Origin of the sequence: Microbacterium jejuense (assembly GCF_039544225.1) — a bacterium.
In the GTDB taxonomy this organism is placed as follows: Bacteria; Actinomycetota; Actinomycetes; order Actinomycetales; family Microbacteriaceae; genus Microbacterium; species Microbacterium jejuense.
This window is the reverse complement of the sequence record NZ_BAABLG010000006.1, coordinates 18,181-30,749: the sequence shown is the minus strand read 5'-3', so window position 1 is coordinate 30,749 and position 12,569 is coordinate 18,181. Positions and strand designations below refer to the sequence as shown.

Here is a 12,569-nt window from a genome sequence, read left to right as displayed (position 1 = left end):
CCGGCCCCTCCGGAAGCGCCTACTTCGTGACCTTGACGGTCACCGGGGCGGACGCCGTCTCGCCGTTGGCGTTGGTGAACACCGCGACGAGCGTGTGCGTGCCGACCGGCACGCCGGCCAGCGCGACCGACGCCTTCTGGGCGCTGGGAGTCGCCGCCGTGAGCGATCCGCTCCCGACGACCGCGCCGTCGAGCTCGAACCGGTAGCCGGTGGCATTGGTGCCCCACCACAGGTTCGCGGTCGCGGTGAACGAGCCGTCGCCGTCGTGGTCGTCGTGGCTGACCACCGGCTTGCCCGGGGCCGCCGCCGTCACGTTCACGGTGGTCGACGACGTCTGGGTCGTGCCCTTCGCGTTGATCAGCTCGCCGGTGTAGACGTAGGTGCCGTTCGGCTTGCCGGTGAACGACAGCCCGGTCGTCTGCGACGTGCCCGTCGCGGTGAGCACCTTCGTCGCGATCAGCGTCCCGTTCTCGTAGAGACGGAAGATGCTGCCCGGGATGCCCCACCACAGGTTCATCACGACGTCGTAGTCGCCGTCGTGCAGGCCGTACTCCCATCCGCTCGTGTTCGAGAGGGTGCCCGCGCCCGGCTTCGCGGTGGCGGAGTCGGCCGGGACGACGAGGATCGTCGACGACGCCTCGGTCACCAGGCCCGCGTGGCTGGTCGCCGTGACGGCCACCACGACGTCGCCGGCGAGGCCGGACAGGTCGACGGCGGCGTCGGGCTTCACGGATTCGCCCGCGACCGTGACTTCGAGCGAGCGGATGCCGCTCTCGGGGTCGTCGGCCGTGATCGCCAGCTGCAGCGGCTTGTCGGCCACCACGGTGCCCTGCGGCAGCCCCGAGACGACCGGCGCCGTCTCGTCGCCCGCCGGCGCGGCCGTGTACGCGATGCTCGCCTGGGGCACCTCGCCCATCCCGGCGCCCAGGTAGTAGCTGGTGTGCGGCGGCTGGTTGTACGCGCTGTTCTGCGACGCGATCGACTGGCGGTACTGCGAGTCGTGCATCAGCGTCGGGATGCGCTCCTCGGTCACGTCGGTCGTCGTGAACACACGCAGGGCGTCACCGGCGTCGGTGCGCACGATGAGCTCCTCGCGCCAGTCGCCGAGGATGTCGGCCTGCAGCGACGGGTTGCCCTTCGTCGTGTTGTTGGTCAGCGTGCCGTCGAGTCGCTCGAGCAGCTCCTCCTGCTTGGTGGCGGGGTTCCACTTCGAGATCGTCGGCACACCCGTCGCCGTGGCGTCGGAGTAATCGTGGTCGAAGATCTCCTGTCCGAGCTCGCCGTCCCAGTTGATGACGAAGTTGGCCGCCGGGATGTCGGTCGACAGCAGGTCGCCGTGCTCGGACTTCAGCGAGCCCGTCGGCGAGTTCCACACGTTGCTGCCGATGTTCCACGCCTCGGCGCCCGGGCTCGTCGGGTCGATGTCACCCGCCGCACCGCGGCCGGTGTCGGTCGTGGCCGCGGTCTTCCAGATGACCTCGCCGGTCTCGGCATCCCGCATCGTCGCACCGATGCCGCCGTTGCCCGAGACGTCCTCGTGGACCGCGAAGACCTCCAGGCCGGGGCGGTCGGTGACGAAGTCGCCGACGTGCAGCGCGTCGCCGTGACCGAGGCGCGTGTTGTAGAGCACCGTGCCGTCGTCGTCGATCGTCATCGACCCGAACACGATCTCGTCGAGGCCGTCGCGGTCGACGTCGGCGGTGACGAGCTGGTGGTTGCCCTGGCCCTCGTACTGCTTGCCGGCGACGTCGGAGTCGAACTTCCAGCGCTCGACGAGCTTGCCGCCCTTCAGGTCCCACGTCGTGATGACGGTGCGGGTGTAGTAGCCACGGCTGAACACGAGGCTCGGGTGCTCGCCTTCGAAGTACCCCACGCCGGCCAGGAACCGGTCGACCCGGTTGCCGTAGGCGTCGCCCCACGCGCTCACACTGCCGCGCGGCGGGTCGTACGAGACGGTGTCGATGACGCCGCCGGTGCGTCCGTCGAAGACGCTCAGGTACTCGGGTCCGCTCAGGATGTAGCCCGACGAGTTGCGGTAGTCGGCGTTCGCGTCGCCGATGACCTTGCCGGTGCCGTCGGTCGTGCCGTCCGCGGTCTTGAACGACACCTCTGCTCGGCCGTCGCCGTCGAGGTCGAAAACGATGAACTGCGTGTAGTGCGCGCCGGCGCGGATGTTCGCGCCGAGGTCCATGCGCCACAGGCGGGTGCCGTCGAGCTTGACCGCGTCCATGTAGACGCGACCGGTGTAGCCGGACTGCGAGTTGTCCTTCGAGATCGAGGGCGCCCACAGGAAGACGACCTCGTACTGCCCGTCGCCGTCGAGGTCGCCGACGCTCGCGTCGCCGGGGGCGTACGTCACAGTCTGCCCGTCGGGCAGCGTGACCGGTGCCGGCTTGTCGAGCGGGATGTCGAAGAACTGGTCGGGCTGCACGCCGAACTCGTCGGTGACCGTGACCTCGCGGTCGCCGGTGAGGGCGGTCACGAAGTACGTCGAGTCGGCGGTGCCGTCGGCGTCGACGAAGTTGGTCGAGCCGGTGATCGGCTGGTCGGTGATGCGCACACCGTCGCGGTACACCTGGAAGCCGAGATCGCGGTCGTCCAGGCCCAGCAGGCGCCAGCCGAGGTAGACGCCCTGGTCCACCTTCACGGCCACCGGTGCGCGGTCGAGGTACTCGACCTGACGGACGAGCGTGGTCGCGACCGCCGTGCTGTACACCTCGGACTCTGCCGAGGAGCCGCCGGCATTCAGCGCCACGAGCTTGTACAGGTACGGGCGCGTGGTGAGCACGTCGCCGTCGGTGTAGCTCGGCTCGTCGACCGTGGCGACCAGCTGGAACGGCAGGTCGGCGCGCGTCGAGCGGTAGACCTTGTACTGGTCGGCGTCACCGGCGTCGCTCCACGCCAGGGTGAGCGTGTTCCGCTCGATGGCCTCGGTGGCGATGCCGCTCGGCGTGGCGGGCTTGGCGACCGACTCGTCGACGACGGCGGCCGCGACGCGGTCCCCCTGCCGCGACGTGCGGGCATCCTTGACCGTGGCGACGGCGTACTCGTAGGATTCGCCGAGCGCGACGCCCGTATCGGTGAACGCGGAGCCGCCGGTCGTACGACCGATCTCGGCGAGCTCGCCGCCCGGCGCCGCGCGGTACACGACGTAGCCGGTCGCGGCGTCGACGGCGTTCCAGGCGAGCGAGACCGACAGGTCGCCGGTCGCGTCCACACCAGTGACAGCCAGCCCCGTCGGAGCGGCGAGCTGCGACTGCACGCGGATGCCGTTGATGCGCCCGTCGCCGCCGGTGACGCGGACGTTGAGCTGACCGTCGGCGACCGTGACCGCCGGGAAGTAGTGCTCGTCGATGACGCCGGTCGTGGTGCGCGGCCCCGCGTACGCGGTGCCCTCGACGTCCCACACGGTGTTGTTGCTGGCGATGAGATCGCCCGCCCACGTGGTCACCTCATAGGTGCCGTCGGGCACATCGACGGCGAACGCCTGTGTGTTGCCGATCGTGAAGTCACGGGCGACGACGTTGTCGCCGCCACGGTCGCGGAACCCGTTGGACGCCGGCGCCGTCGTGAAGCCATAGCCGGTCGTGGCCGAGTACGCGCTGCCGGGGTTGATGCCGATCCAGCCGTCGACGACGGGTGTGGCGGGTCCGCCGAAGTCGAACGACAGATCGACAGGGCCCTCGGCGGCCACGGCGGGCGCTGCGGTGGCGAGGACGCCGACGACGAGCGCGCCACCGGTGAGTGCGGCGACGCGGCGACGCCAGGGGGAATGGGGCGATCGGGAACGCACGGGATCTCCTTCGATCTGTTTCGACGACGACGTCGGTGGGGGCTCGATGATCCGAAGTCGGAGAACGGGAAAACGCTTCCCGACTTGAATCGATACAATCCTGCTCGTCCCGGCGGTGCATCGTCAAGGGGACGCCGACATGTGACATCGTCGCGGCGGTTCACTGGCGGCATCCAGAACCGTCCGCTATGGTGGCGGACGGCCTTGTTCCCTCGGTGAGGAAATCCATTGAAGAACTTCGACGTGACCGCGCGCTGATCGCGCTGATCCGTCGTTCCTCGACGCACCAGCGCTTGACCATTTCGCGCTGGCCCGTCGATCGGCCGCTTCTCTCTCGCTCCGGCATGCCCGGACGCTCGAGGTCTACAGCCGCCCCGGTGTCAGCGCTCGACTGACTCAGGAGGCCTCATGCCTGCACACACCCTCACCCCCGCGATCGTCCTCGATCGCGTCTCCTTCACCTGGGCCGACGGCACCGTCGCGCTCTCGGACGTCTCGGGCTCGTTCGGCACCGGCCGCACGGGCCTGGTCGGACGCAACGGCTCCGGCAAGTCCACCCTGCTGCGGCTCATCGCCGGCGACCTCACGTCGTCGTCCGGGCACCTCACCCGGACAGCGGATGCCGCCTACCTCCCCCAGCGGCTGACCCTCGACATCGACCGGCCCGTGGCCGATCTGCTCGGGGTGGGCGACACGCTGCGCGCGCTGCGCGCCATCGAGTCCGGCGACGTCGACCCACGTCACTTCGACACCGTCGGCTCCGATTGGGATGTCGAGGCGCGCGCCCACGCGGCGCTCGCCGAGGCCGGGCTCGCACCCGACATGCTCGACCGCAGCGTCGGGCAGCTGTCGGGCGGCGAGGCCGTGCTGACCGCGATCGCCGGCATCCGTCTGCGCGGCGCGCCCATCGCTCTGCTCGACGAGCCCACGAACAACCTCGACCGCGAGGCCCGTGGGCGACTGCACGACATGGTGCGCTCATGGCGCGGAGCGCTCGTCGTGGTCAGCCACGACACCGCGCTGCTGGAGCTCATGGACGACACCGCCGAGCTGTATGCCAACGAGCTGTCGGTCTTCGGCGGCCCGTACTCGCAATGGCGTGCCTGGCTGGATGCCGAACAGGATGCCGCCCGTGACGCCGAACGCGCCGCGAAGCAGTCGCTCAAGCGTGAGAAGCGCCAGCGCATCGAGGCCGAGACGACGATCTCACGCCGCAAGGCCATGGGTGACAAGGCGTTCGTGGAGAAGCGCGTGCCGAAGATCATCGCCAACGGCCGTCGCATGGCCGCCGAGGTCTCGGCGGGCAAGCTGCGCGGCGAGAAGGCCGATCGTGAGGCATCCGCCCGCGAAGCGCTGGATGCCGCCGGCCGCCGGGTCCGCGACGACGCGTCGATGAAGATCGACCTGCCGGACCCCGGTGTCCCGGCGGGGCGCCGCATCGCCACGCTCGGCGACGGCTCGCGGTCCTGGATCGTCCAGGGTCCCGAGCGGGTCGCGTTGATCGGCCCGAACGGCGCGGGCAAGACGACCCTGCTGGAGCGTCTGCTCGGGGCTGTCGTCGAGGATTCAGGAGACACGCCGGACGACGGGTCCTCGGGGCGCGTCGACGGCGAGTTCTTCCTGAATTCTGCGCACGGCACGCTTCACACCGACCGCGTCGGCTACCTGCCGCAGCGGGTGGACGGGCTGGACGAGGCCGCCTCGGTGCTCGACAACGTCGCTGCAGCGGCGCCGCAGGTCGGGATCGTCGAGCTGCGCAACCGGCTCGCCCGGTTCCTCATCCGAGGAGCAGCAGTGGAGCGCCCGGTGGCGACCCTCTCGGGCGGCGAGCGGTTCCGCGTGGCCCTCGCGCGGCTCATGCTGGCCGATCCGGCGCCGCAGCTGCTCGTGTTCGACGAGCCGACGAACAACCTGGACCTCGACACTGTCGACCAGCTCGTCGACGCCATCGGCGCCTATCGCGGCGCGGTGCTCGTCGTCAGCCACGACGACGCGTTCCTCGAGCGCATCGGCGTCAGCTTGACGCTCGAGCTCGATCGCGAAGGGCAGCTGACCGAGCGGTGAGCCCGGGCCGCGGCATCCGCTGTCCTCACGACGTGGATGCCGCGGCCTGCCGCCGCAGGATTCCGGGGGTTCTCCCCCCTGCGCCGACGGCGCCTGGGGCGGCAGGATGAAGACATGAACGCACTCATGAGACCCCGCCAGGGACGCCTGATCGCCGGCGTCTGCGCCGCCGTCGCGAACCGGTTCGGCTGGAACGTGACGCTGGTGCGCATCCTCACGGTGATCGCCGTGATCTTCTTCGGCCTGTCGCTGTGGGCCTACATCATCCTGTGGATCCTGATCCCGAACGAGTAGAGAGCCCTGAGGGTCAGGGCGTCTTCTTGTTGTGACCTGGGGCGTTCTCGCTGTTGCCCCGGCCGTTCGTCGGCTCCGTGCCACCGTCGTCTCCGGCGGCCGACGGCTGCGTCGTCGCCGATGGAGTGGGCGTCGGCCCGGGGTCTGCAACGGCGGACGGCGGCACGTCGGCGACCGGCTCCTCCGGGGCGGGCACGTCAGCGCGATCGGCATCGGCATCGGCATCGGCATCGGCATCGTCGGCCGGTTCGGCCGTGCGGTGGGGTGTCGCGGACGGCGACGGGCTCGTGGCGCGCGGTGTCGGGGTGCGCTCCTCCGAGACCGGGGCGGGATCGGCGGGCGTCATCCCGGGCTGCGACGACACGACGATCGCGACGACGATCACCAGCGCCAGGCCCACAGCGCCGCACAGCGCGCCGAGTCGGAGCATCAGCACACGGCGCGAGCGCGCCGCTGCGGCTGCGGCGGCACGGCGGGTGGAGGGTACGACCGGCTCCGACCCGCTCGACGGCGTCGAATCCATCACGCTCCTCGGCGGCGAACGCGTGCGGGGGACACGCACGCGCGAGTTTACGCGACAGGCATCCGCCATCCGCCGCGCCCTGGCCCGATGTCGGCGCAGGCGACCAAGATGGAGGGGTGGGTGACGTCCTGGAGCGATTCGGTCCTGCCACGCAGGACTGGTTCCGCGGCGCCTTCCATGCACCCACCGACGCGCAGAAGGGCGCGTGGCAGGCGATCTCGGCCGGCAAGCACGCGCTGGTGGTCGCCCCGACCGGTTCGGGCAAGACGTTGTCGGCCTTCCTGTGGGCGATCGACCGGGTGTTCCACGACAAGGCCGCGACGACGGCATCCGCCGATCCTTCTCGCAAGAAGAAGAGGGATGCCGCACCGCCCGCGACCCGGATCCTCTACATCTCGCCGCTGAAGGCCCTCGGCGTCGACGTCGAGCGCAATCTGCGGTCGCCGCTGGTGGGGATCGGGCAGTCCGCGCGCCGCCTGGGGCTCACCGTCCCGGACGTGACCGTCGGCGTGCGCTCGGGCGACACCCCGGCGGGCGACCGGCGCAAGCTCGTGCAGGCGCCGCCCGACATCCTCATCACGACGCCCGAGTCGCTCTACCTCATGCTCACCAGCCGGGCGGGCGAGACGCTGCGCGACGTGCACACGGTGATCGTCGACGAGGTGCACGCCGTCGCGGCGACCAAACGGGGCGCCCACCTGGCCGTGAGCCTCGAGCGGCTCGACGCGCTGCGGCGCTCGTTCGCACCCGACGCGCCGCCCGCACAGCGGATCGGGCTGTCGGCCACCGTCCGCCCGATCGACGAGGTGGCGCGGTTCCTCGGCGGCGCCGAGCCGGTCGAGATCGTGGCGCCACGGGCGACGAAGGCCTTCGACATGAAGGTCGTCGTGCCGATAGGCGACATGCTCAACCCGCCGCCTCCGCCGAGTGCGTACACCTCGGACGGGGGTGCCGCGCCCTCGGCAGACACGGACGACGAGCCGATCGACGAGGACTGGTTCGCCGACGGCTCGTCGGGCGCGGGCCGCCGGGCCACCGGCGCCGGTGAGACCGAGGTCACCGGGTCGGTGTGGCCGCACGTGGAAGAGGCGATCGTCGACCGCATCCTCCAGCACCGCTCGACCATCGTGTTCTGCAACTCGCGACGTCTGGCCGAGCGCCTGACCGGGCGGCTCAACGAGATCTACTCGGAGCGGCTGGGACTCGATCTGCCCGACGCCGCGGTGCCGGCCGCCATGGGGGCCCACGGAGCAGAGGCTCCGCGCGGCGCGAATGCGACGCGTGGAGGGGCGAACGGGGAGGCGCAGGCCGGCGCGACGGCGGGCGCGGAGCCCGTGCTCGCCAAGGCGCACCACGGCTCGGTGTCGAAGGAGCAGCGCGCACAGGTCGAGGAGGAACTGAAGTCCGGCATTCTGCGCTGCGTCGTGGCGACCTCGAGCCTCGAGCTCGGCATCGACATGGGCGCCGTTGACCTGGTGATCCAGGTCGAGGCGCCGCCGAGCGCGGCGTCCGGACTGCAGCGCATCGGACGCGCGGGACACCAGGTGGGCGAGGTCAGCCGGGCCGCGCTGTTCCCCAAGCACCGCAGTGACGTGCTGCACACCGCGATCGTCACCGAGCGCATGCTGGCCGGGCAGATCGAGGCCATCGCGATCCCCCAGAACCCGCTCGACATCCTGGCCCAGCACACCGTGGCCGCGGCCGCGATCGGTCCGGTCGACGTCGAGGGCTGGTACGAGACGCTCAAGCGCAGCGCGCCGTTCCGCTCGCTCCCCCGTTCGGCGTACGAGGCGACGCTCGACCTCATCGCGGGCAAGTTCCCGTCCGACGAGTTCGCCGAGCTGCGACCTCGGGTCGTGTGGGACCGCGACCTCGGCGTCCTCACCGGGCGGCCGGGCGCGCAGCACATCGCGGTGACGAGCGGCGGCACGATCCCCGACCGCGGGCTGTTCGGGGTGTTCGTGGCGGGCGAGTCGCAGAACGCGCGCGTCGGCGAGCTCGACGAAGAGATGGTCTACGAGTCGCGCGTGAACGACGTGTTCACCCTCGGCACCACGAGCTGGCGCATCGTCGAGATCACGCACGACCGCGTCAACGTGCTGCCTGCGTTCGGCCAGCCCGGCAAGGTGCCGTTCTGGCACGGCGACGGCATCGGCCGGCCCGCCGAGCTGGGCGAGGCGCTCGGCAGGTTCTCGCGCGAGGTGTCGACCGCCAAGCCCGACAAGGCCGAGGCCCGGCTGCGCGAGGCGGGGCTCGACGAGTTCGCGCAGGACAACCTCCTCGCCTACCTCGCCGAGCAGCGCGAGGCCACCGGAACGCTGCCCACCGATCGCCAGCTGACCGTCGAGCGCGGGCGCGACGAGGTCGGCGACTGGCGCGTCATCCTGCACTCCCCCTACGGCATGCAGGTGCACGCGCCGTGGGCGCTGGCCGTCAACGCGCGCATCCGCGAGCGTCTCGGTGTGGAGGGCTCGGCGGTCGCGAGCGACGACGGGATCATCGCGCGGATCCCGGATGCCACGGCCGAGCCTCCCGGGGCGGACCTGTTCGTCTTCGACCCCGACGAGCTCGACCAGATCGTCACCGAAGAGGTCGGCGGATCCGCGCTGTTCGCGTCGAGGTTCCGCGAGTGCGCCGCACGCGCCCTTCTCATGCCTCGCCGCAATCCGGGCAAGCGGACGCCGCTGTGGCAGCAGCGGCAGCGCTCCGCGCAGCTGCTCGAGGTCGCGCGCCGGTACCCGACGTTCCCGATCATCCTCGAGACGCTGCGCGAGGTGCTGCAGGACGTCTACGACGTGCCCTCGCTCCTGCGCCTCATGCGCGGCATCGGCGAGCGCCGCGTCCGCCTCATCGAGACCGAGCCGGCGCAGCCCTCGCCGTTCGCGCGCGACCTGCTGTTCGGCTACGTCGGCGCGTTCATGTACGAGGGCGACTCGCCTCTCGCCGAGCGCCGGGCCGCGGCCCTGTCGGTCGACCCCGCCCTGCTGTCCGAGCTGCTCGGCAAGGTCGAGATGCGGGAGCTCCTCGACCCGGACGTCATCGCGCAGTTCGAACGCGAGGTGCAGCGGCTCGACCCGGAGCGCCGCGCCCGCGGTGTCGAGGGCGCCGCCGACCTGCTGCGCCAGCTCGGGCCGCTTGATGCCACCGAGGTCGCCGCCCGCCTGGAGCCCGCCGCCGGTGCCGACGCGGCCGCCGCGGCCGAGGCATCCAGCCATCTCGACGCCCTCATCGCGGCGCGCCGCGCCATCCCGGTGACGATCGCCGGAGCCTCCCGGGTCGCCGCGATCGAGGACGCCGGGCGCCTGCGCGATGCGCTGGGAGTGGCGCTGCCCGTCGGCATCCCGACGGCGTTCCTCGAGCCCGTGGCCGATCCGCTCGGCGACGTCATCGCGCGCTACGCCCGCACGCACGGACCCTTCCGTGCGGATGCCGCAGCCGATCGCTTCGGCGTCGGCATCGCCGTCGCACGCCTGACGCTGCAGCGCCTCGAGTCGCAGGGACGCGTGGCGTCCGGGTACTTCCTGCCCGAGACGGCGACCACGGCGGCCGCCGATGAGGCCGAGTGGTGCGACAGCGAGGTGCTGCGACGCCTGCGGATGAGGTCGCTCGCAGCGATCCGCGGCAGCGTCGAGCCGGTGCCGCAGCACGCGTACGGCCGGTTCCTGCCGGTGTGGCAGCACATCACGCGACCGCTGGAGGGCATCGACGGCGTGGCCGCGGTCGTCGAGCAGCTCGCGGGCGTGCCGATCCCGGCGAGCGCGTGGGAGTCGCTCATCCTGCCGACTCGCGTGGCGGACTACACGCCGGCGATGCTCGACGAGCTGACGTCGACGGGCGAGGTGGTGTGGTCGGGGCATGGCGGTCTGCCCGGACGCGACGGCTGGATCGCCCTGCATCCGGCCGATGCGGTGCCGCTGACGCTCGCGCTGCCCGATGAGGCCGAGGCGCCCGCCTCGGGCTCGCTCGACGCGCAGCTGCTCGCCGCGCTCGACGGCGGCGGCGCGTACTTCGCCGCGCAGCTGCGGCAGACGACCGGCGCCGAGAACGAGCAGTCCGTGACCGAGGCGCTGTGGCGCCTGGCGTGGGCGGGCCTTGTCACCAACGACACCTTCGCACCCGTGCGCTCGCTCGTCTCGGGCGGGTCGCAGGCGCACCGGGTGAGCCGGCGCACACCGCGCGCCCGGCTCTACCGCGGGACCCCCGGGAGCATGAGCGTGGCAATGCGGTCGGTGTCGGCATCCCTTCCGGCACGGTCGCCTTCTGTGGGCGGGCGCTGGTCGCTGCTGCCGGCGCCCGAGGCCGACCCCGCGCTGCGCGCCACCGCGACGGCGAGCCTGCTGCTCGACCGCTATGGCGTGGTCACCCGCGGTGCCGTGCAGTCCGAAGGCGTGCCGGGCGGGTTCGCACAGACCTATCGCGTGCTCGCGGGGTTCGAAGAGGCCGGGCACTGCCGGCGCGGCTACGTGATCGAGAAGCTCGGGGCGGCGCAGTTCGCCGCCTCAGCGACGGTCGACCGGCTGCGCGAGTTCGCAGGGCTCAGCGACCCGCCACCGCTGCGCGCCGTGGCGCTGGCCGCCACCGACCCCGCCAATCCGTACGGCGCGGCGCTGGCGTGGCCCGCACTGGAGGGCGTCGGCCACCGGCCCGGCCGCAAGGCGGGCGCACTGGTCGTGCTCGTCGACGGCGCCCTCGTGCTGTACCTGGAGCGTGGTGGCAAGTCGGCGCTCACCTTCACCGGCGACGAGGCCGCGCTGGCCGGTGCGACCCGCGAGCTCGCCGCGACCGCGCAGGCCCGGCGCCTCGACACCCTCACGATCGAGCAGGTCAACGGCGCATTCGTCTACGGCACGAGCGTGGGACGGGCCCTGCGCGACGCCGGGTTCGTCGAGTCCCCCCGTGGCCTGACGCTGCGCCGCGTGACCGCCGGCGACGCTGTGCGGGGCGCGCGTGCCTGAGGGCGACACCGTCTACCAGGCCGCACGGCGGCTCGACGCGGCACTCGCGGGCAGCACGGTGACGAGGTTCGAGCTGCGCGTTCCGCAGGCGGCGACGGCCGATCTGCGTGGCGAGGTCGTGCACGGCGTCGCGAGCCGCGGCAAGCACCTGCTGCACCGCATCGGCACCTGGACGCTGCACTCGCACCTCAAGATGGAGGGCGAATGGCACGTGTACCGGCGCGGGGAGCGGTGGCGGGCGCCCGGATTCCGGGCGCGCGCAGTGATCGGCGCGACGGCGCCCGACGGCACCGAGTGGGAGACGGTCGGCTTCGACCTCGCCGACATCAAGGTCGTGCCGACCGCCGACGAGGACGACCTGGTCGGCTACCTCGGCCCCGACCCGCTGTCCGACTCGTGGGACCCCGCCGAGGCGGCGCGCCGCCTCCACGCCGACACCCGCGCGGTCCACGTCGCCGTGCAGGACCAGCGCAGCATCGCCGGATTCGGCAACGAGTACGCGAACGAGATCCTGTTCGTGCGCGGCATCCTCCCCACGACACCGGCGGATCACGTGGATGCCGCGGCCCTCGTCGACCTCGGGGCACGCATGATCCGCGCCAACCGCGACCGCGTCGACCGGACCTTCACGGGTGACGCGCGCCGCGGGCTCACAACGTGGGTCTACGGCAGGGAAGGACGCCCGTGCCGCCGGTGCGGCACCCTGATCCGACGCTCCGCGCTGGGCGCCGATCCGTCCCGCGAGCGCATCGTGTTCTGGTGCCCGAACTGCCAGCGCTGACGCGCGCAGGTCACGATGGTGCAACGGACGATCTGTCGTCCGGATCCACGGCCGGCGGCATCCACGGCTCGACTTCTCGTTGAAACATCGCGGATTCCGCGGGTTCACGCACGCCCGGACGATCTGTCGCACCGGACGCACGTGGCGGCCCGGATCGTC

At 71.8% G+C, this 12,569-nt stretch carries 6 protein-coding genes; 4 read left to right on the top strand and 2 right to left on the bottom strand.

What is annotated here, in order from left to right; genetic code table 11:
• Positions 1 to 19: 19 nt before the first annotated feature.
• Positions 20 to 3,793, bottom strand: a complete 3,774-nt coding sequence (locus tag ABEA46_RS12365; RefSeq protein ID WP_345544858.1) for a rhamnogalacturonan lyase family protein — start codon at positions 3,791 to 3,793, stop codon at positions 20 to 22.
• 408 nt (positions 3,794 to 4,201) lie between these two features.
• Between ABEA46_RS12365 and ABEA46_RS12360 the strand changes: the two genes are divergently transcribed.
• Both ABEA46_RS12360 and ABEA46_RS12355 read left to right on the top strand, forming a co-directional pair.
• Complete coding sequence (locus ABEA46_RS12360; RefSeq protein ID WP_345544857.1) at positions 4,202 to 5,857, top strand: ABC-F family ATP-binding cassette domain-containing protein; 1,656 nt, start codon at positions 4,202 to 4,204, stop codon at positions 5,855 to 5,857.
• Between the two features lie 114 nt (positions 5,858 to 5,971).
• Positions 5,972 to 6,151 (top strand): PspC domain-containing protein, encoded by a 180-nt coding sequence (locus tag ABEA46_RS12355; RefSeq protein WP_345544856.1) that lies wholly within the window; start codon positions 5,972 to 5,974, stop codon positions 6,149 to 6,151.
• Positions 6,152 to 6,164: 13 nt separating this feature from the next.
• Here the strand turns inward: ABEA46_RS12355 and ABEA46_RS12350 are convergent, their stop codons facing one another.
• Positions 6,165 to 6,674, bottom strand: coding sequence for a hypothetical protein (locus ABEA46_RS12350; protein WP_345544855.1), 510 nt, complete (start codon positions 6,672 to 6,674; stop codon positions 6,165 to 6,167).
• A 116-nt stretch (positions 6,675 to 6,790) separates the two neighbouring features.
• Here ABEA46_RS12350 and ABEA46_RS12345 point away from each other — a divergent pair, with 116 nt between their 5' ends.
• On the top strand, positions 6,791 to 11,629 hold the full coding sequence (locus tag ABEA46_RS12345; RefSeq protein ID WP_345544854.1) for an Lhr family ATP-dependent helicase: 4,839 nt from the start codon (positions 6,791 to 6,793) through the stop codon (positions 11,627 to 11,629).
• Entirely contained in the window at positions 11,622 to 12,410 is a 789-nt protein-coding gene (locus ABEA46_RS12340) for a DNA-formamidopyrimidine glycosylase family protein (RefSeq protein ID WP_345544853.1), read from the top strand. The genes ABEA46_RS12345 and ABEA46_RS12340 overlap by 8 nt, the downstream gene beginning before the upstream one ends.
• Positions 12,411 to 12,569: the final 159 nt, after the last annotated feature.